This is a genomic window from Actinopolymorpha singaporensis, assembly GCF_900104745.1.
Taxonomy (GTDB): Bacteria; Actinomycetota; Actinomycetes; order Propionibacteriales; family Actinopolymorphaceae; genus Actinopolymorpha; species Actinopolymorpha singaporensis.
Genome location: NZ_LT629732.1, coordinates 1,098,501 through 1,117,978, shown reverse-complemented (window position 1 = coordinate 1,117,978; position 19,478 = coordinate 1,098,501). Strand labels below are relative to the sequence as shown.

Annotated in this window: 19 protein-coding genes and 1 riboswitch; of the genes, 11 read left to right on the top strand and 8 right to left on the bottom strand. The window is 72.5% G+C overall.

The genetic code is table 11. From position 1 onward, the window contains the following. Nucleotides 1-110 precede the first annotated feature (110 nt). The 3 genes from BLU27_RS05130 to BLU27_RS05120 are packed head-to-tail and all read left to right on the top strand — an operon-like array spanning nt 111 to nt 3,599. Nucleotides 111-2,738, top strand: coding sequence for an alpha-mannosidase (locus tag BLU27_RS05130; RefSeq protein ID WP_092651023.1), 2,628 nt, complete (start codon nt 111-113; stop codon nt 2,736-2,738). Beyond that, the gene (locus tag BLU27_RS05125; RefSeq protein ID WP_092651021.1) at nt 2,731-3,342 is read left to right on the top strand and encodes a D-sedoheptulose-7-phosphate isomerase; all 612 of its coding nucleotides are present in this window, start codon (nt 2,731-2,733) and stop codon (nt 3,340-3,342) included. The genes BLU27_RS05130 and BLU27_RS05125 overlap by 8 nt, the downstream gene beginning before the upstream one ends. Before the next feature lie 38 nt (nt 3,343-3,380). Further along, nucleotides 3,381-3,599: a hypothetical protein gene (locus BLU27_RS05120; RefSeq protein ID WP_092651019.1), complete on the top strand. Its 219-nt coding sequence runs from the start codon at nt 3,381-3,383 to the stop codon at nt 3,597-3,599. 12 nt (nt 3,600-3,611) lie between these two features. Here BLU27_RS05120 and BLU27_RS05115 read toward each other — a convergent pair whose 3' ends face one another. Both BLU27_RS05115 and BLU27_RS05110 read right to left on the bottom strand, forming a co-directional pair. Further along, nucleotides 3,612-4,547, bottom strand: coding sequence for an alpha/beta fold hydrolase (locus BLU27_RS05115; protein WP_157728244.1), 936 nt, complete (start codon nt 4,545-4,547; stop codon nt 3,612-3,614). Nucleotides 4,548-4,868: 321 nt separating this feature from the next. Beyond that, nucleotides 4,869-5,351 (bottom strand): hypothetical protein, encoded by a 483-nt coding sequence (locus BLU27_RS05110; RefSeq protein ID WP_092651015.1) that lies wholly within the window; start codon nt 5,349-5,351, stop codon nt 4,869-4,871. Between the two features lie 207 nt (nt 5,352-5,558). On the opposite strand from BLU27_RS05110, the gene BLU27_RS05105 reads away from it, so the two are divergent. Then, the gene (locus BLU27_RS05105; protein WP_092651013.1) at nt 5,559-6,569 is read left to right on the top strand and encodes an aldo/keto reductase; all 1,011 of its coding nucleotides are present in this window, start codon (nt 5,559-5,561) and stop codon (nt 6,567-6,569) included. Nucleotides 6,570-6,608: 39 nt separating this feature from the next. On the opposite strand, the gene BLU27_RS05100 is transcribed toward BLU27_RS05105, so the two are convergent. Beyond that, nucleotides 6,609-7,358, bottom strand: a complete 750-nt coding sequence (locus BLU27_RS05100) for an alpha/beta fold hydrolase (RefSeq protein ID WP_092651011.1) — start codon at nt 7,356-7,358, stop codon at nt 6,609-6,611. Between the two features lie 120 nt (nt 7,359-7,478). On the opposite strand from BLU27_RS05100, the gene BLU27_RS05095 reads away from it, so the two are divergent. After that, a complete protein-coding gene (locus BLU27_RS05095) occupies nt 7,479-8,477 on the top strand; it encodes a helix-turn-helix transcriptional regulator (protein WP_092651009.1) in 999 nt (332 codons plus the stop codon). On the opposite strand, the gene BLU27_RS05090 is transcribed toward BLU27_RS05095, so the two are convergent. Beyond that, nucleotides 8,474-8,809 (bottom strand): ArsR/SmtB family transcription factor, encoded by a 336-nt coding sequence (locus BLU27_RS05090; RefSeq protein ID WP_092651007.1) that lies wholly within the window; start codon nt 8,807-8,809, stop codon nt 8,474-8,476. The genes BLU27_RS05095 and BLU27_RS05090 overlap by 4 nt on opposite strands. 11 nt (nt 8,810-8,820) lie before the next feature. Beyond that, entirely contained in the window at nt 8,821-9,435 is a 615-nt protein-coding gene (locus BLU27_RS05085; protein WP_092651004.1) for an SRPBCC domain-containing protein, read from the bottom strand. 339 nt (nt 9,436-9,774) lie between these two features. On the opposite strand from BLU27_RS05085, the gene BLU27_RS05080 reads away from it, so the two are divergent. From BLU27_RS05080 to BLU27_RS05070, 3 genes are all read left to right on the top strand, one after another. Then, complete coding sequence (locus BLU27_RS05080; protein ID WP_241827787.1) at nt 9,775-10,977, top strand: anhydro-N-acetylmuramic acid kinase; 1,203 nt, start codon at nt 9,775-9,777, stop codon at nt 10,975-10,977. Further along, complete coding sequence (gene gndA / locus BLU27_RS05075; RefSeq protein WP_092651002.1) at nt 10,974-12,506, top strand: NADP-dependent phosphogluconate dehydrogenase; 1,533 nt, start codon at nt 10,974-10,976, stop codon at nt 12,504-12,506. The genes BLU27_RS05080 and gndA overlap by 4 nt, the downstream gene beginning before the upstream one ends. A 149-nt stretch (nt 12,507-12,655) precedes the next feature. Then, nucleotides 12,656-13,108 (top strand): RpiB/LacA/LacB family sugar-phosphate isomerase, encoded by a 453-nt coding sequence (locus tag BLU27_RS05070; protein ID WP_092651000.1) that lies wholly within the window; start codon nt 12,656-12,658, stop codon nt 13,106-13,108. Nucleotides 13,109-13,157: 49 nt separating this feature from the next. Here BLU27_RS05070 and BLU27_RS05065 read toward each other — a convergent pair whose 3' ends face one another. Next, on the bottom strand, nt 13,158-14,234 hold the full coding sequence (locus BLU27_RS05065) for an aldo/keto reductase (RefSeq protein WP_092650998.1): 1,077 nt from the start codon (nt 14,232-14,234) through the stop codon (nt 13,158-13,160). Nucleotides 14,235-14,353: 119 nt separating this feature from the next. After that, nucleotides 14,354-15,481 (bottom strand): DUF418 domain-containing protein, encoded by a 1,128-nt coding sequence (locus tag BLU27_RS05060; RefSeq protein WP_092650996.1) that lies wholly within the window; start codon nt 15,479-15,481, stop codon nt 14,354-14,356. Nucleotides 15,482-15,702: 221 nt separating this feature from the next. Here BLU27_RS05060 and BLU27_RS05055 point away from each other — a divergent pair, with 221 nt between their 5' ends. The 3 genes from BLU27_RS05055 to BLU27_RS30975 all read left to right on the top strand — a co-directional run bounded on the left by BLU27_RS05055 (nt 15,703) and on the right by BLU27_RS30975 (nt 18,242). Then, nucleotides 15,703-16,464, top strand: coding sequence for a TetR/AcrR family transcriptional regulator (locus BLU27_RS05055; protein WP_092650994.1), 762 nt, complete (start codon nt 15,703-15,705; stop codon nt 16,462-16,464). A gap of 145 nt (nt 16,465-16,609) precedes the next feature. Continuing rightward, nucleotides 16,610-17,548 (top strand): prephenate dehydratase, encoded by a 939-nt coding sequence (gene pheA, locus BLU27_RS05050; RefSeq protein ID WP_092650992.1) that lies wholly within the window; start codon nt 16,610-16,612, stop codon nt 17,546-17,548. A 580-nt stretch (nt 17,549-18,128) separates the two neighbouring features. Next, the gene (locus BLU27_RS30975; protein WP_338417591.1) at nt 18,129-18,242 is read left to right on the top strand and encodes a hypothetical protein; all 114 of its coding nucleotides are present in this window, start codon (nt 18,129-18,131) and stop codon (nt 18,240-18,242) included. A gap of 14 nt (nt 18,243-18,256) precedes the next feature. On the opposite strand, the gene BLU27_RS05045 is transcribed toward BLU27_RS30975, so the two are convergent. After that, complete coding sequence (locus BLU27_RS05045) at nt 18,257-19,255, bottom strand: 5-aminoimidazole-4-carboxamide ribonucleotide transformylase (protein ID WP_092650990.1); 999 nt, start codon at nt 19,253-19,255, stop codon at nt 18,257-18,259. Nucleotides 19,256-19,291: 36 nt separating this feature from the next. Next, nucleotides 19,292-19,397, bottom strand: a riboswitch (ZMP/ZTP riboswitch). Nucleotides 19,398-19,478 lie beyond the last annotated feature (81 nt).

Genomic DNA, 19,478 nt, shown 5'->3' with positions numbered 1-19,478 from the left:
GACGCCGAGCCGGCGCGTTGACGTAGATCGCGGGAGCCATCTACGTTCGTGTGGGAACGATGCCAGCTGCTGCGCCCGCACAACCCCGCCCCCCGAGGAGTCACCCGCCAATGTCTCGACCAGCGGCCGCGCCCGCGCGGCTCCTGCACATGATCGGCAACGCCCACATCGACCCGGTGTGGCTGTGGCAGTGGCCGGAGGGGTTCCAGGAGGCCCGGGCGACGTTCTGGTCGGCGATCCACCGGATGGCGGAGTATCCCGACTTCGTCTTCACCTGTGATCAGGTGGCGTTGCTCGCCTTCGTGGAGGAGGCCGACCCCGCGTTGTTCGAGGAGATCCGCAAGCGGGTCGCGGACGGGCGGTGGGTCAACGTCGGCGGCTGGTGGGTCGAACCCGACTGCAACGTGCCCACCGGTGAGTCGTTCGTACGCCAGGGCCTGCTCGGCCAGCGTTACCTGCGGGAGAAGTTCGGGGTCGCCGCCACGGTCGGGCTGAACGCCGACCCGTTCGGCCACAACGCGACCCTTCCGCAGATCCTGCGCAAGCAGGGGCTGGAGGCGTACTGCTTCCTGCGCCCGGGCCCGCACGAGGCGCAGCTGCCCGGCAACCCGTTCTGGTGGGAGGCAGCCGACGGATCCCGGGTGCTGGCCTACCGCATTCCCCACGAGTACTGCAGCCCGCGGGCCGACATCGCCCACCACACCGACAAGGCGATGGCCCAGCTACCGCCGGGGCTCGACTCGGCGATGGTCTTCTACGGCGTCGGCGACCACGGCGGCGGCCCCACCAAGGACAACATCGACAGCGTGCACCGGCTGGACCGGCTCGGTGCGTACGGCGAACTCCGGCTGTCCAGCCCGCTCGCGTACGTCGAGGACGTGTTCGCCTCCGGGGTGGAGCTTCCGGTGTGGCGCGGCGACCTCCAGCACCACGCGGCCGGCTGCTACGCCGCGCACTCCGGCATCAAGGCGTGGATGCGGTCCGCCGAGCACGCGCTGGTGGTGGCCGAACGCTGGGCGAGCGTGGCCTCGGCCGTCGCGGGCACGCCGTATCCACACGAGTCGCTCACGCACGCGTGGAAGCAGGTGCTGTTCAACCAGTTCCACGACATCCTGCCCGGTACGTCGATCGAGCCTGCCTACGACGACGCCCGCGACCAGCTCGGCGAGGCCCGGTCCATCGCGCGGCGTACTGTCAACCTCGCCTTGCAGACGCTGGCGCGTGACACGGATATCCCGTTCCGTGAGGGCACCCAGCCGGTGCTGGTGTTCAACCCTCATCCGTGGCGGGTCCGCGCCGACGTCGAGTGCGAGTTCGGCCTGGCCATCGAGCGTCCGTGGGTGGAGGACGACGCGGGACAGCCGGTGCCCTCGCAGTCCACCCGCCCGCTGGCCACCACCTCCAACCCGAAGCGGATCGCGTTCCCGGCAGACCTTCCACCGTTGGGACACCGGCTGTACTGGATCCGGCCGGGCTCGCAGGCGCCTGGCTCCGTTGGCGATCACGGCTCCGCGGTGCGCGGGCCCGCCTCCGCGCCGGTGCTGGAGAACGCTCACCTGCGGGCCGAGGTCGATCCCGCGACCGGCTGGCTGCGCACCCTGCTGGACAAGGCGACCGGCGTCGACCTGATGGCCGGAGTGGACGCGCCGCACACGGTGGTCACCGACGACCCCACCGACACCTGGGGTCACCGGGTGGTCTCCTACGCCGGCCCGGGTACGCCGTTCACCTGCACCTCGGCCCGGATCGTGGAGAGCGGGCCGGTGCGCACCGTCGTCCGGGTGGAGAGCACGTACGAACGCTCCAGGCTGGTCGAGGAGATCATGCTCGGTGCGGACGCCCGGCATCTCGAGGTGCGGGTCGACCTGGACTGGCAGGAGAAGCTCCGGCTGCTGAAGCTGCGGTTCCCGGTCGGTCTGCAGGATCCCTCGGCGGCGTACGAGATTCCGTACGGCCACCTCACCCGGCCGGCCGACGGCGCGGAGGAACCCGGCCAGTCCTGGGTGGACGTGAGTGGCACGCACGCCAACGGCACCCGGGCCGGGCTGGCCGTGGTCAACGACGCCAAGTCGGCGTACGACGTCAGCGGCTCCGACATCGGCATCACCGCGGCGCGGAGCCCGGTCTACGCCTGGCACGAGCCGCGTCAACTCGAGCCTGACGGGCTCTACAGCTACCAGGACCAGGGCCGGCAGACGTTCCGCTACCTCCTGGTGCCGCATGCGGGTGACTGGCGTGACGCCGGAGTCGTCCGGCTGGCGGCGGAGCTGACCGAACCCGCCCAGCCGGCGTACGAGTCGTTCCACCCGGGCGTGCGACCGGCGACGGCGTCGTTCGCTGTGGAGGGTGAGCACGGGAGGGCGGGCTCCGTCGTCACGACCGTGCTGAAGCGTGCCGAGGACGGTGACGGCCTGGTCGTCCGGGCGTACGAGTCGGCAGGGGTGCCGGCCGCGTGGAGCCTGGACCTCGGCTTCGCCGGGCGTACGGTCAGCGCGACCTTCGCCCCGCACGAGATCAGGTCGTTCCTCGTGCCGTTCGATCCCGACCGGCCGGTCGTGGAGATCGACCTGCTCGAAGACCCGCTCGCCGACACGGAGCCCTCTCTCGAGTCCGCCACCGAGTCCGCCACCGAGCCCTCCCTCGAGCCTGCCGGTGCGGAGTCCGCGACCCCCGAGGTGGCGGCGGCGGTGGCGGCCGCGACGAACACCGCCGACGAGGGAGTTCCTGGTGATGCATGACCTTCTGGCCAGGCAGCTTGCCGACCACGTGGACACGGCGCGGGCGGTCGAGCCCCTGCTGGCGCGGGTCGGTGAGCTCGGCGAACTGCTGTGTACGACGTTCGCGGCCGGGGGACGGCTCTACACGTTCGGCAACGGCGGCAGTGCCGCCGACGCACAGCACCTGGCCGCGGAGCTGATCGGCCGCTACAAGCGCGAACGCCGTCCGCTGCCCGCCGTGGCTCTGAGTGTCGACCCGTCCGTGGTGACCTGCATCGGCAACGACTACAGCTTCGGCGACGTGTTCGCCCGGCAGGCCACCGCGCTGGCCCGGCCAGGCGACGTCGTGGCGGGGTTCACCACCAGCGGCATGTCCGCGAACGTCGTGGCCGGGCTGGCCGCCGCGCGGGAGGTGGGCGCCCGTACGGTGCTCTTCGCCGCCGGCTCGGGCGGGAAGGCGGCCGAGCACGCCGACGTGTCGCTGCTGGTCCCGTCGAGCACGACCGCGCGTATCCAGGAGATGCACCTGCTTGTGCTGCACCTGGTCAGCGAGTGGGTGGACGCGTGGGCCGCGGGCGAGACCGACGAGCGCGGCGTCGGCCTTCAGGCCACGACTGCCGGTTGACGGCAAGGATGGGTTGACAGTGCCTCGCTGAGGTCGAGGTGCGGATCGCGGCCGGCACCTCGGCGATCTACGCCGGTCAGGCTGTCGCCGGGGTGGTCGGCACACTGGCGCTCGTGCACGGCCCCGGTGTGCCGGCGCTGGTGGCGGCTGCGGCCGTGGCGCTGGGCCTGGTCGCGGTGTTCGTGTCGACGCGTCAGTTCGCGGCTGCGGCGCCCAGGTCGGCCGAGCCGGCGGCGACGGCTGCAAGACACGGTTGACACGCGGGCCGGTCAGAGGTGCGCGGCAACGAAGTCGCGTACCAACCCGGCGACCAGGGCCGGTTGCTCCAGCGGCATCGCGTGGCTCGTGTCCAGCCGCCTGACGGTGACCGCAGGGTGGGCCGCCTCCAGCAGGTCCAGGTCGCGGTCGAGCCCTCGCCGGTACGCAGCCATCAGGTCACCGAACGCCTGCGCGGCGGGGAGGTCCTTCGTGGCCACGCAGAGCAGGGTCGGGCTGCGCACCTCGTGGAGGGTGTCCAGCAGGTCGCCGTCCCGCAACAGCGGCCGGATCTCCTGCACGGTCTCCGCCTCCGGCCGCAGGAAGGTCCGGCCCTCGCGTACGACCAGCCCACGGTCGAACAGCTCGTTCGCCTGCTCGGGCGGCAGCCCCGTCGCGGTCATCGCGCCGACCAGGCGCTCGCGCATCGCCGCGACCTGCTTCGGCGCGAGCGGCTCGGCCATTGCCGCCGCCTGGTCGGTGAAGACCTGGGACAGTGCGGCGAGGTCACGGGTGACCTGCCCCGGATCCAGCCCCGGGTAGTTGTCCGGGCTGGTCTCGGCGCCACGATGTCCGTCGAGGTCGACGACCGCCGGACAGTCGGGGTGGGTTCGCCCCCACCATGCGGCCAGGCAGCCGCCCAGGGAGTGCCCGACGACCACGGGGTCGGCCAGGCCGAGGTGCTCGACGACGGCCTCGAGGTCGGCGAGCACGTCTGCCCAGGTCCACGGCCCGCTGCCCGAACGGCCGTGCCCACGCAGGTCCGGCGCGACAACGCGGAAGTCCGGCGTCAGCAGCCGTGCGAACGACGTCCAGACCGCGAGGTTGCCGCCGGCGCCGTGCAACAGGAGGAGTGACCGGCCGGCGCCGCCGAAGTCTCGTACGGCGATGGGGACGGGACCGGTGTCGACCACGAGATCCCTTACAGCGTTGACGGGAGAGGTGGACATGGCGAGTTCCTCCGTACTGAGCGTGGCAGTTTGCCGGGCAGGGTGGCCGGGCAGGGTGGCCAGGCAAGGGTGGCCAGGCAAGGGTGGCCAGGCAAGGGTGGCCGGGCAGGGTGGCCGGGCATGGGTGGCCGGGCAGGGTGGCCGGGCAGGGTGGCCGGGCAGGGTGGCCGGGCATGGGTGGCCGGGCATGGGTGGCCGGGCAGGGTGGCCGGGCATGGGTGGCCGGGCAGGGTGGCCGGGCATGGGTGGCCGGGGCCGAGTTGATGATGGCGATGGACACCGGGCAAGGGATGACTGACGTCGGCAAGCCTGGGTTGACGGTCACCAGCCTCGGTAAGCGGCCTCGCGCAGGCGGAGCCGTTCGCGAACCGACGCGACGGTGACGCCGCCGTCGGGGTGACGGTCCAGCTTTCCCCGGGTGAGCAGGTCGTGTACGCCCTGCCGGGTGACGCCGAGCATCGCGCCGGCCACGGCGTACGTCACCGCCGCCGCCGTCGGGTGGCCGACCCGGCGCACGGCGACCTGCCCCAGCGGCGTCCGCCACCACGAGGCGGGCGGGTCGAACACCTCGTCACCGGGCCAGAGGGTGCCCACCAGCCGGGCCAGCGTGTGGGCGGCCTGGCGTTCGGTGTCGTCGAGCAGGTCGGACGCCCACGCCGCCGCCTGGATGGCCGCGCGGTCGCGAAGCTCGTCCAGCTGTGGGCCGGTGCCGAGCAGGATCTCCAGCGGATCGAAGAGTCGCCGTTCCAGGAGCTGCAGCAGGTGCGCGGCGAGCTCTCGGTGTTCCCGGTCGGCGGCGCTCATGCGTGTCTCCTCGCTTACGCCTGCAGCTTGACACAGAAGGTCAAGTCACTTGACCTGTATCGTCAAGTTACTTGACGGGCAGTGTCAAGGGACGTAGGCGCGCCGGATCCACGCTGAACTGCGGCGGACTGTCGTTGGGCGGCCCGCGGCCGGTCTGGCAGGCTCGACGGTGTGACTGTCCGCCAGGGTGGAAGGGGCCTGTAAACGATGCGAACGACGACGCTCGGTGCCGAAGGTCCGCAGGTCGGCCGGATCGGCCTGGGCTGCATGGGAATGTCCTGGGCGTACACCGAGGCCGACCGTGACGACGCCGCCTCGATCAAGGTGATCCACCGTGCGCTCGACCTCGGCGTCACGCTGATCGACACCGCCGACGCGTACGGCCCGTACTCCAACGAACAGCTCGTCGGCCGGGCACTGCGCGACCGGCGTGACCGGGCGGTGCTGGCCACCAAGGTCGGGCTGATCCCGGACGGTGCGCGCCAGCTCCACCGCAACGCCAGGCCGGAGTACATCCGCGGCGCGATCGAGGGCAGCCTCGCCCGCCTCGGCGTGGACCACATCGACCTCTACCAGCTGCACCGCGTCGACCCGGCCGTGCCGCTGGCGGAGAGCTGGGGCGCGCTGGCCGAACTCGTGAAACAGGGCAAGGTCCGGGCGATCGGACTGTCCGAGGCGACGCTGGACGAGATCAGGGAGGCGCAGGCGATCCACCCGGTGGCCAGCGTCCAGTCCGAGCTGTCGCTGTGGACCCGCGGCCAGCTCGACGACGTCGTGCCCTACACCGAGGAGCAGGGGATCGCGTTCCTGCCGTTCTCACCGCTCGGGCGTGGGTTCCTCACCGGCGCGATCACCTCCGCGGCCGACCTGCCCGAGGGCGACATGCGCCGGCAGCTGCCGCGCTTCCAGGGCGAGGCGTTCGACGCCAACCAGGCGCTGGTGACGAAGGTCCGCGCGGTGGCCGAGCGCGTGGGGGCCACCCCCGGCCAGGTCGCGCTCGCGTGGGTGGTCGCCCAGGGACGCTACGTCGTTCCCATCCCCGGCACCAAGCGCCTGCGCTACCTCGAGGAGAACGCCGCCGCCGGCGACCTGGAACTCCCGGCCGACGCGCTGGCCGAGCTGGACGCGCTGCCGCCCGCGGTCGGCGACCGGTACGGCTCTTTCGCCGGGGCCTCGAACACCTCGTCCAGCTCGACCGGCTCCACCGGCTCGAAGTAGGCCACCTCGGCCACCTCTGCCTCGGAGAGATCGGGTCGCTCAGCTCAGGTCGGCGAGCGCCTGCGCCAGCCGCTCCGGTTCGGACAGCATCGGCCAGTGTCCGGTCGGCAGCTCGACGTAGGTCCACTCCTTGCCCGCGAACCCGGCGAAGTACGGATGGCCCTCGGCAACCATCGCCCGCACCTGTTCCACGGGAAACATGCACGTGACCAGGGTGTGCGGCAGGCCGTGGCGCCGCCCGTCGTCGGCGAGCCGGAGTGGCTGGGCGTTGGCGTTGAGCGGCTGCGGCACGGCACGGGCGGTGAACGACGCCCGGGCCGCCTCGTCGAGCCCGGCGTACACCGGTACGCCGGAGGCGAGTTCGGCCGGGGAGGGCGGCGGAAGGAGCCAGCCGTCCTCGCGCTCCTTCATGCGCCGCAGTATCGCTTCGCGCTCCTCCGGTCCGGTCATGTCCAGTTGGGAGGTGCCGTCGGGCAGCGGCCCGCTCTCGACGTAGACCAGGCGCGCGAGCCGGTCCGGCATGCGCTCGGCCGCGCCCGTCACCGGGAAGCCCCCGTAGCTGTGGCCGACCAGGATCACCTCGTGCAGGTCGGCGTACTCGATCGTGTTCACGACGTCGGCGATGTGGGTGTCCAGGTCGACCTCCCGGGACGTGAGGTGCACCCGGTCGCCCAGGCCGGTGAGCGTGACGGGGTGGACGTCGTGGCCGGCGGCGCGCAGGCGCGCGGTGACCTTCGACCAGGCCCAGGCGCCGAGCCAGTTGCCGGCGACGAGTACGTAGGTGGCCATCTGCGGATTCCTTTCGGGAACGCTCGGGAGAGCGGAGAAGTCGGCTGTTCAAGCCCACGCCGGCCACCGTAGAACCGAATCCGGACCGAATCCGCCCGCATTACGCGGCATCCTGGAAACATGCCGCCGAACCCGTCGTCCGCCGACCGGCCCCACCCCACGACCCGGATGCTCGCCCTGCTCGAACTCCTGCAGGCCCACCATCGGCTCGGCGGCGCCGAGTTGGCCGACCGGCTGGGCGTCGACGAGCGCACCGTGCGCCGGTACGCAACCCGGCTGACCGAGTTCGGCGTACCGGTCGAGGCCGAACGCGGCCGCTACGGCGGCTACCGCCTGCGTCCGGGCTACAAGCTGCCCCCGCTGATGTTGACCGACGACGAGGCCACCGCCGTCGTGCTCGGGCTTGTCGCGGCGCGCGCCGCCGGTCCGGCCACCTCCACGACGGCGACCGCGACCGAGAGTGCGCTGGCCAAGATCTCCCGCGTCCTGCCCCAGGCCGTTCGCGACCGGGTGACCGCCGTGCAGAAGACCCTCGGCCTGACCAGGCCCCCCCGGTCCGGCGAAGTGCCGCCGACCGAGGTGGTCCTCACCCTCGCGTCCGCCGCGCGGCGCCGGCGACGGGTGCACCTGGTCTACGCGGGCCGCGGCGGCGAGCGGTCCGAGCGTGACCTCGACCCGTACGGCCTGGTCGTCGACCAGGGCAGGTGGTACGTCACCGGCCACGACCACCGGCGCGACGAGGTGCGCACCTTCCGGGTGGACCGGATCCTCGCGGCCACCACGACCGACATCGGCTTCGACCCACCGGCCGGCTTCGATCCGGTCGCCCGGGTGAGCGAGTCGCTGGCCCGGGTTCCGTGGGCGCACGAGGTCGAGGTGGTCCTTGACGCCCCGCTGGCCGACGTACGCCGGCGGATCCCCGCGACGCTGGCCACACTCGCGGAGGTGGACGGCGGAGTCCTGCTGACCATGCGGGCCGAACGTCTCGCCGGCGCCGCGCTGATGCTGGCCGGCCTCGGCTGGCCGTTCGAGGTGCGCCGTCCGGCCGAGTTGCGGGCGGAGGTACGCGCGCTCGGCGCGGCGCTGCAGGGGTACGCCGACCGCGGTGCCGGCCCCTAGGAATCCTCGCCGCGGGCGCGCCGGCCGCGGCGGAGTTCGGTCCCGAGCGCGTCCAACCGCTGCGTCCAGAACCGGCGGTAACGCTCCAGCCACTCGTCGATCTCCCGCAGCGGCGCGGTGTCGACGGCGTACAGGCGGCGGGTGCCCTCGGCCCGGACGTGCGCGAAGCCGTTCTCGCGGAGCACCCGCAGGTGCTGGCTCACCGCCGGCTGGCTGATCCCGAACTCCGCCCGGATCGTCTCCACGATCGCCCCCGCGGACTGCTCGCCGTCGGCGAGGAGTTCGAGGATGCGCCGTCGTACGGGATCGCCGAGAACGTCGAAGGCGTGCACGGGTCGATCCTTCAGAACACCCTGGAGCCGCCGGCACCCGGGGCGCGCAGCACGCCGAGAGCCCGGGCGAACTCCGCTTCCCAGTCGGCCCCGCCCCGGTCCTTGCCGCGCAGGTGGGACGCGAGCCCGGCGAGGTGTGCGTACCAGCCCGCGGCCTGTCCGGTCGCGTTCCCGGTGACGCTCTCGTGGACGAGCAGCAGCCTGGTGGCGTCGGCCTCGGGCTCGACGGTCACGGTCAGCCGGCCCGGCGCGATGCCGCCCGGCTCGTGGGCCCACCGCCAGGAGGTGACGATCCGGGCCGCCGGCTCGCATTCGGCGACGACACCGGACGCCGAGCCCTGGGGGAACGTCGCGTTCCAGGTGCCGCCCACCCGCAGGTGGCCGGTGACGTCGGCGAACCACCGGCCGAGCCGCTCCGGCTCGGTGACCGCCGACCACACTTCGCCGTACGGGAGCGGGTAGGTGCGGACGACTTCCAGGCGGGCTCCGGCCGTTGCCGGCGTACCCGCGTGGACGGCCGGCCAGGAAGCCGCCGCCAGCTCGGCGGCCTCGCCGGCGGGCAGGTCCGTGCTGCCGCTGCCTGCGTCGCCGGCTGCAGCGGTGCGTACGTCGGCGCGTGCTGCCATGGCGGTCCCCTCCGTCCTCGGCCCGGCGGGAGCACCGGAGCGACACGGCCATCCTTTGCCGCCGACTTATATAAATCAAGGCGAATCAGAGGTCGGCCGCCGGGGCGACACATCACTCGCGCCGATGGCCGCTTCCAGCCGCTGGGCGAGCGGGTGGTCCTGGTCGCCGTAGTCTGTCGTGCCGACAGGACAGACCGGGTGAGATTCACCGGGCAACCTTCACCGGGCAACGTTCACGGGCGGGAGGCGGCAGCGAGTGCAGGCGGAGACGTGGGCCGACCCGAACGCTCGGGACCCGGGCCGGGGCAGAGTCCAAAGCAGAGTTCAGGGCAGGGTCCGGTGACCCGGGTGGTCGGCCTGATGTCCGGTACGTCGTACGACGGAATCGACGTCGCCGCCGCGGACCTCGCCTTCGACGGGAGCGAGATCGTGCTCCACCCCCTCGGCGCGCTCGGCTACCCCCTGGACCCCGGTATCCGCGAACTGGTCGGCGCCGCCCTGCCGCCGGCCCAGACCTCGATGGCCGACGCGTGCCGGCTGGACACCGTGCTCGGCCAGGCGTTCGGTGAGGCGGCTGCCCGCGGCGCGGAGGAGTTGGCCGACGGGCGGGCAGACCTCGTTGTGTCCCACGGTCAGACGCTCTTCCACTGGATCGACGACGGCCGGGCCCGCGGCACCCTGCAACTCGGCCAGCCTGCGTGGATCGCCGAACGCACCGGCCTCCCCGTCGTCTCCGACCTGCGCAGCCGCGACATCACCCGGGGCGGGCAGGGTGCGCCGCTGGTCAGCATCCTCGACGTCCTCCTGCTGCCGCCGGGACCGACGGCACGTGCGGCGCTCAACCTCGGTGGCATCGCCAACCTGACGCTGGTCCGGCCGGACGGCGACGTACTGGCGTACGACCTGGGGCCGGCCAACGCGCTCGTCGACCTCGCCTGCCGGCGCTACTTCGGCCGGCCGTACGACGTCGACGGGGAGATCGCGGCGTCCGGTTCGGTGAGCGAGAAACTGCTCGCCGCCCTGCTGGACGAGCCGTACTTCCGCCGGTCCCCGCCCAAGTCGACCGGCAAGGAGCTGTTCCACGGCGGCTACCTCGACGCCGCCCTGCTCGGCGTACCCGACCTCGCCCCGGACGACATCGTGGCCACGGTCACCGAGCTGACCGCCCGGCTGGTGGCGACCGAATGCGGCACTCACCGCGTGGGCGAGCTGATCGTGTCGGGCGGTGGGGTCCGGAACGGCTGGCTGATGCGTCGGATCCGGGAACTCGCCCGCGCCGGAGATGCCGCGGTGCGGATTCGGCCGATCGACGACCTGGGGCTTCCGTCCGACGGGAAGGAGGCGTATGCATTCGCCCTGTTGGGATTTCTCACCTTCCACGGGGTGACCGGAACGGTCCCGGCCTGCACCGGCGCGGACACGGCGACCGTCCTCGGGAGCATCACTCCCGGTCACAGCCCGCTCCGGCTCCCCGAACCACCCGGCGTGGTACCGACCCGACTGCGGATCGAGCCGCCCGTAGCGAGAGGATCGAAGGCATGACCGAAACGACGACCGAGCCCGGCGGCACGGCCGCGCAGCCGGAGCAGTCCGAGAAGGAGGCGTCCGTGCAGACGCCCGAGACGCCGGACAAGGCCGACATCGCCGTGACCGGCCTGGCCACCATGGGCCGCAACCTGGCCCGCAACCTCGCCCGGAACGGCCACACGGTCGCGGTGCACAACCGCACCCGGAAGCGCACCGACTCCCTGATCGCGGAGTACAGCGGCGAGGGCAACTTCATCGCCTGCGAGTCGCTCGCCGACGTGGTCCGCTCCCTGAAGCGGCCGCGCAAGGTCATCGTCATGGTCCAGGCCGGCGCGGGTACGGACGAGGTCATCGACCAGCTGGCCGAGTTGCTGGAGCCGGGCGACATCCTGGTCGACGGCGGCAACGCCCACTTCATCGACACCCGCCGGCGCGAGTCGGCGCTGCGCGAGCGCGGCCTGCACTTCGTCGGCACCGGCATCTCCGGCGGCGAGGAAGGCGCGCTGAACGGCCCGAGCATCATGCCCGGTGGCACCGCCGAGGCGTACAAGACGCTCGGACCGATCCTGGAGTCCATCTCCGCACAGGTAGACGGCACGCCGTGCTGCACCCATGTCGGCGCCGACGGTGCCGGGCACTTCGTGAAGATGGTGCACAACGGCATCGAGTACGCCGACATGCAGCTCATCGGCGAGTCGTACGACCTGCTGCGCACGGTCCTGGGCAAGACGCCCGACGAGCTGGCCGAGATCTTCCGGACGTGGAACACCGGCGACCTCGAGTCGTTCCTGATCGAGATCACCGCGGAGGTCCTTGCCGCGAAGGACCCGCGTGGCGGCGAGGGCGCGTTCGTCGACAAGGTGCTCGACCAGACCGAGCAGAAGGGCACCGGCCGCTGGACGGTGCAGATCGCGCTCGACCTCGGCACCCCGGTGTCCGGCATCGCCGAGGCGGTCTTCGCTCGATCGGTGTCCGGTCACGCCGAGCAGCGCGACGCGGCCCGGGGCGTGCTCGAGGGGCCGTCGGAGCCGTCGGAGAAGGTGGCCGTCGACAATGCCGACCAGTTCGTCGAGGACGTTCGCCGCGCGCTGTACGCGTCGAAGGTGGTCGCCTACGCCCAGGGGTTCGACATGATCCGGGCCGGCGCGGAGGCCTACGACTGGAACATCGACCTCGGCGCGATGGCCACCATCTGGCGCGGTGGCTGCATCATCCGGGCGCGCTTCCTGGACCGGATCCGCGAGGCGTACGAGAAGACGCCCGACCTGCCCTCGCTGCTGGTCGACCCGTACTTCGCGCGGACGGTCAACGAGGGTCAGGAGGCCTGGCGCCGGGTGGTCGCGACCGCGGCCGCCGCCGGTGTCCCGGTGCCCGGCTTCGGTGCCGCGCTGTCGTACTTCGACGCGCTGCGCCGCGACCGGCTGCCGGCGGCCCTGCTGCAGGGGCTGCGCGATCTGTTCGGTGCGCACACCTACCGCCGTACCGACGCGGAGGGTTCGTTCCACCTCGAATGGTCCGGCGACCGGTCCGAGCGCGAAGCCTGATCGTCGAGCTCTGACAACGGTCCGGCCGCGTTCGTTCCACGTGGAACGAACGCGGCCGAACTGTTCGGCATGGTGTCGGTGGGCTCCGGGCTTCCCCGGGGGCCCACCGACGTGTCGTCTCGGGGGTCTTTCGGAGTACGGTCACCGACATGCGCATCTCGGTGTCCTCCGACATGGCGGCCGGTGTCGCCGACGCACTGGTCGCCGACCTTCGCCGGCGCGGCCACGACGTGCTGACCCACGGCGCGCTGAACCCCGGTGACGCTGACGACCGTGACGACTGGGCCTGGGCGAGTGAGGCGGCGGCCCGTGACGTCGCCGACGGCCGCGCCGACCAGGCCGTCGTGTGCTGCTGGACGGGTACCGGAGCGTCGATCGCCGCCAACAAGGTGCCGGGTGTGCGGGCGGCCCTGTGCGCCGACGCCTACACCGCCACCGGTGCGCGGCGCTGGAACGACGCGAACGCCCTTGCCCTCAGCCTCCGGGTGGTCTCCGGGCCGCTGCTGACCGAGATTCTGGACGCGTGGTTCGAGGGTCGGCCGAGCGAGGAGGCCGACGACCGGGCCAATGTCGCCCACGTCGACGCCATCGCCCGGGCCTGACGCCCGGCCCGCGTCCACCCGCGCACCGTCTCGGCGTCCCACTCTCGCGTCACACGGTCTCGTCGTCCGGGCCGCGCAGCAGGGCGTTCACCTCGGCGACCTGCGCCGCCGTGAGCGGACCGTGCGCGAGCGCGCCCGCGTTGTCCTCCACCTGGGCGACGGTGCGGAAGCCGGGGATCGGGATCGTCCGGTCACTGCTGCCCCAGATCCAGGCCAGCGCGCCCTGTGCCAACGTCCGACCACCGCTGCGAAGGATCTCGCGTACGCCGTCCAGCTTGGCCAGCAGAGTGGGCGACGGCCGGCCCCCGTCGAACCACGGCTGCCAGGTCGAGACCGTGCGTACGTCGTCGGCCGGAAGCTGGGAGCCCGCGCCGTACTTCCCGGTGAGCAGGCCCATCGCGAGCGGTGTCCGGTTGATGCTGGTGAGGTCGTGCCGGGCGCAGGTGGCGAGCAGGTCGGTGGCCGGGCGGAACACGTTGAGGTCGTGCTGGATCGCCGCGCAGTTCGTGCCGGAGGCGAAGAACTCCGCGCGCTCGGCGTCGTCGGTGCTCCAGCCGTACGCCCGGATCGTGCCGGCGGCGACGAGGTCCTCCAGCGTCTCCATGACCGCGAGCGCCTCGCTCACCGGCAGGTCACCGACATGGAGCTGGTACAGATCGATGTAGTCGGTGCCCAGGCGCCGCAGCGAGGCCTCGCAGGCGCGCCGGACGTACGCCGGTGAGGTGTCGGTGCCGGTCAGGTCGCGGCGTTCCTCGTCGTGGGTGTAGCCGAACTTCGTGGCCACCACGACCCGCTCGCGGGCGGCGCCGAGCGCCCGGCCGAGCACGCGTTCGCTGTGCCCGGTGCCGTACGCGTCGGCGGTGTCGAAGAATGTCACTCCGAGGTCGAGTGCGCGGCGGACCGCCCGCATCGACTCTTCGTCGTCCACCTCACCCCAGCCGTCGGGCTGGCCGAACATCGTGAACGGCCCGCCGATCGCCCAGCAGCCGAGACCGAGGGCGCTGGGTTGGATGTCGGTACGGCCGAGCCGCCGGGCGAGGGTGGGGCTGGTGGTGGGCAACGTGGTGGGCGGCGTTGCGGGGGAGGTGCCGGTCTGGTGGAACGTGCCGGTCTGCTGGTTCGTCATGCGTCCAACGTAGGAGCATGCGGACCGGGTGACCGGGCCGAAGGTGACCGACGATCCCGGGCCAATCAGCCGGAACAGGCGCCGACCAGCAGCGCCCGTCGGCCCCCTTCGGATGCCCCCTACAACCCGCTCTGACCACGAGGTCCGTACGTCAGCCGTCGCAGCACGTACTCCGCCGGGCCCGGCCGACCACGCCGGTCGAGCCGGTCGGCGGCCACGACGGTCCCGAGCCAGACGGCCACCGCGACGACCAGGCCGGTCACGGTGGGGCTTCCGAACCGGCCGCCGAGGGCGAGGGTGAACGGCGCCAGCAGGACGAGCCAGGCCACCGACTGGGCCAGGTACCCCGACAGCGAGCGCCGACCCAGGGCGGAGAGGGCCCCGACCACCGGTCCCGGCCGGGCCACCCGCGCGGCGACCAGCCCGAAGAGCGCCACGTACCCAGGTCCGGCGAACATGCCGCTGGCTCCGTGGAGGGTGAGCGCCAGGCCCGCGGCCGACTCGTCGACGTGCAGCGTCCCGGCGGCGATCAGGGCGGCCGGGAGGCCTCCGGCGACGGCGATCCCCAACCCCAGCCCTGCCGTCCACCTGAGCAGGGTCCGGTGACGGGTGGGCTCCTCGAGAACGCGGCGGCGCGCGGCCCACATGCCCAGCCAGGTGATGAGGATGAAAGGCAGCACGGTCAGCGTGTGCACGGGCCACTCGCCGAGGCGGTCCAGCACGGACGCCGCGTAATTCGTCGCGGCGAGTGAGTCGACGTGCTTGGACGGAAGGCCGGCCGCGCCGCTCGAACCTCCGACGATGAGACGGCTCGTCACCAGGGCCGCGATGACCACGACCTCCACCAGCATGAGCGCCCAGATCACCGGCACGATCCGGTGGAACCTGTCGCCGCGGCGCAACAGCACCAGTGTCATCACGATCCCGACGATGCCGTAGGCGGCGAGGAAGTCGCCGTAGTACAGCGAGACGGCGTGCACGAGCCCGAAGACCACGAGCCAGGCGTTGCGGCGCAGTAGCACCGAGCGGATGTGTTCCGGCGTGGCTCCCGCGGCTTCCTGGCGGCGGGCGAGCTGGACGACCCCGTAGCCGAACATCACGGCGAAGACGGGATAGCCGCGGGCGTGCACGAGGTCGAAGAGCCAGAAGTCGATCACGCGCTCGGCGCCGTGCGGAGTGGCGTCGAGGCCCGGTTCGCCCGCGAAGACGACCCCGGCGACGTTGGCCACGGCGATGATCAACAGCATCGCGCCTCGGGCCAGGTCGGGTGCGAGGGCGCGTTCGGCGGGCCGGACCGGCCCTCTGCGGGTCTGCGGTGCGACGTGGACGTTGATGGTGTCCCCCTGGGGTCAGGTCCTGCCTGGATTCCGGACTAACTTGCGGACACAAACTATCAGAGACAAACTAAGCTCGTCTGGCAGGATGGCGGTCACATCCCCCGGGTACATTCCGGGCGAACGAGGGGGCCATGGGCAGCGACGACGACTACGTGCCGGCGCCGCTACGCCGGCTGTGGCGAATCCCCGAGACCTCGCGCCTCGGCCGGCCCGCGGCTCTCGACGTCAACCAGGTGGTCGCCGCGGCGGTGGAGATCGCCGACCGCGAGGGCTTGGGCGGCGTGACGCTTCCCCGGGTCGGCAAGAACCTCGGCTTCACCGGCATGTCGCTCTACCGGCACGTCGGGTCCAAGGACGAGTTGCTCACCCTGATGGCCGACGCCGCCCTGGGCGAGCCGCCGAGTATCGATTCGCGGGACTGGCGGGAAGGGCTGCGTACCTGGGCGTACGCGCAGCGCGAAGTGTTCCGGCGCCGGCCGTGGCTGACCCGGGTACCTGTCTCCGGGCCGCCGGCCGGGCCACACCAGGTTGCCTGGATGGAGGCGGCACTGAAGGTTCTGTCCGGCACCCACCTGGACTGGGGGGCCAAGATGGGCATCCTGTTGCTGGTCAGCGGCTACGTCGCCCAGTCGGTACGCCAGTCCGGTGAGCTCGCCGAGGGCAGGGCCGAGGGGCAGGGGCAGGTCGAGGCCGAGCGCGCGTACGGCCGGGCACTGGAACGACTCGTCGAGCCCGGGCGCTTTCCGCAGACCGCCCAGATGTTCTCGTCCGGGCTGTTCGAGGCCTCGCCGCCGGACACCTCCGACACGGCCGCGAGCGACGCCGACTTCGCGTTCGGGCTCGAACTCATCCTGGACGGGGTCGCCGGGAGGGTGGAACGTTCCGACGCCTGAGCCGGGGCGGGGCGGGCGACCTCCCCGGGCCTCGCTGCCGAGCGTCGCTCCCAGGCCTCGCTCCTGGGTCCTTGCTCCTGGGTCCTCGCTCCTGTGGGCCCGGGCCTGGCGGGGCTGATCGAACCTGCCGGTCTACTCTCGGAGCGTGACCGAAGCCGCACGAGTCCGGTACGCCTACCTCGGCCCCGCCGGGACCTTCACCGAGGCGGCCCTGCGCACCCTGCCCCACCTCGACCGGATCGACCCCGAACCCTGCGCGACCGTCCCCGCCGCCCTGGACGCCGTACGCTCCGGCACGGCCGACGGTGCGGTCGTACCCATCGAGAACTCCGTCGAGGGCGGCGTCCCGGTCACACTGGACGAGCTTGCCGGCGGCCACCTGATGATCACCCGGGAGATCCTGCTGCCGGTGTCGTTCGCGCTGCTGGCCCGGCCCGGCACCCAGTTGGCCGACTGCAAGCGGATCAGCACCCACCCGCACGCCGCCGCGCAGTGCCGGCGGTGGCTGGCCGACAACCTCCCGCAGGCGGAGGTGACGCTGGCCTCGTCCACGGCCGCCGCGGCGGCCGCCGTCGCGGAGGAGGGGTCGGAGTTCGACGCGGCGGTGGCACCCCGGATCGCGGGTGAGCGGTACCGGCTCGACGTGCTCGCGAACGAGATCGAGGACAACGCCGACGCGGTGACGAGGTTCGTGCTGGCCACCCGGCCGGCCGCACCGGGGCCGATGACCGGTGCCGACAAGACGTCCCTGGTGGCGTTCATCCGCGACGACCACCCGGGAGCGCTGCTGGAGATCCTGGACGAGTTCGCCGTACGCGGGGTCAACCTGACCCGGATCGAGTCCCGGCCGACCGGTGACGGCATCGGCCGGTACAACTTCTCCATCGACTGCGAGGGGCACGTCGATGAGGCGCGGGTCGGCGAGGCGCTGATGGGCCTGCGCCGGGTGTGCGCGGAGGTGCGCTTCCTCGGGTCGTATCCGCGCGCGGACGGCGCCCGGATCGACCTGCGCATTGGCACCACCGACGCCGACTTCCGGGGCGCGGCGGACTGGCTGGCCCGTGTGCGGGAGGGTCGCAGCTGAGTCGCTGACCTGCGCGCTCACTGCTTGCCGCGTGGTCCTGCGGTGCTGCTCCGTGCTCGGCACCGCGGCGGGCGTGGGACGCCGCGGTACCAGCACGAGAACACCTTGGCAGGGACCACCGACACTTGTCCGTTCCCGCGCCGCCGGCCGGGTCTTCCTGGTCGGCGACGCCGCCTCACCATGGAGCAGGCGTACGCGCGGTTCGGTAACCGGATGGGGCCCGACGCGGACGTGCAGATGCTGGAGTACTCCGCGGTCGCGATGGGCTACCAGTACCGCTCCGCCGCGGTGGTCGGCGCCGACGAGGACGCGTCGCCGCTGCCACAGGGCGCGCTGTCCGGGCAGCCCGGCACCCGGGCACCGCACGTCGTGGTCGGGCACGCCGGTGCGGAGATCTCCACGCTCGACCTGTACGGACGGGACTTCGTGTTGCTCGCCGGGCCGGCCGGGCAGGCACGGACCGACGCGGCTGGGTCGGTGTCGGCCGGGCTGGAGGTGCCGGTCGGGGACGTACCGTTTCGGCTCCGACCTGACCGCCGCCGACGGTCCGGCACGGCACGGGACCGGTGCCGACGGTGCGGTGCTGGTCCGCCCGGGCGGGGTGGTCGCCTGGCGGTCGGCCGAGGCGCCCGCCGGCACCGATGCCCGGGCCGAGCTCGGCCGGGCCCTGCGCACCGTCCTCGCCCGTGGCTGAGACCCGCCAGGGCCTCAGTGCCGGAAGAGGCGTACTCCGGTCCGGACGAGCCTGATCCCGTGCTCGTGGCAGGCCCGGGCCACCTCGTCGTCGCGGATCGAACCGCCCGGCTCGGCGAACCACCGCACGCCGTGCCGGGCGGCCTCGTCCACGTTGTCGCGGAAGTTCACCATCGCGTCCGACCCGAACGCGACGTCGGCCGGCCGCTCGTGGCGGCGCTCCCACCAGGCGTCGGCCTTCGCCCCGGCGATCCGGGTGCAGGCGATCCGGGACTGCTGACCGGCGCCGACGCCGAGGGTCACGCCGGCGCGCACGTAGACGACGGAGTTCGACTGGGTGTGCCGGAGTACGACCTGGCCGAACAGCAGGTCCTCGACGGCGTGTGCCGGCAGCGGCTGCCCCGCCGTGTCCACGCGTACGAGCTCGGGTGTCAACCTCAGCTTGTCGACGGGCTGGACGAGGCGCAGGCCGTGGAGCTCGCGGACCTCCTCCTCAGGAGGCTCGTACGCCGGATCCGTCCGCAGGACGAGGAAACGCCCGCTCTTCTTGGGCGCCAGGATGTCAACCGCGCCTTGCTCGTACGCCGGGGCGATGATCGCGTCCGACACCTTGCGGCGCAACAGCCGGGCGAGAGTCACGTCGACGGGCGCGGACACCGCGATGACGTCGCCGTACGACGACTGTGGGTCGGTGTCCCGTGCACGTACGTAGGCCCGTGCCACCGGACTCAGCCCCGCCGCGTCGACGCTGCCGCCCACGCCGAAGGTGGTCGCCGCCACCTCGTCCACCGGGCCGTCGAGGGCGGCGCCGGCCGGGGACAGGTGCTTGATGGACGCGGCGGCGGGCCGGCCAAACAGGTCGGCGGCCTCCCTGACCAGCCGCCAGCCGGCCAGCGCGTCCAGCAGGTTGAGGTACGACGGCGTGCCGTTGACCACCTCGAGCGGCCACTCGCCGGGTCGTACGGGCGTCACGGACGCCGGCAGGTGGGGATTCATGCCGTACCGCAGCTGCATCGGGGTTCTCCCTCGGTCGCAGGTGGATGCTGCAGACCGAGGCCCCCAGGCGGTCGAGGCCGGTCCAGGCCCCAGAGTCGACCGAGGCCGGTTCGCCGCTTCCCGATGGTCGGATCCATCCGCGCCAGTCGCGGCGAGCCCAACCCTATCCGCGTGAATCGCGTGAATCGCGCCGGACCTGCCCGCAGGCCCCGGCCGCGGGCAGGTCCGGGCGGGTCGATAA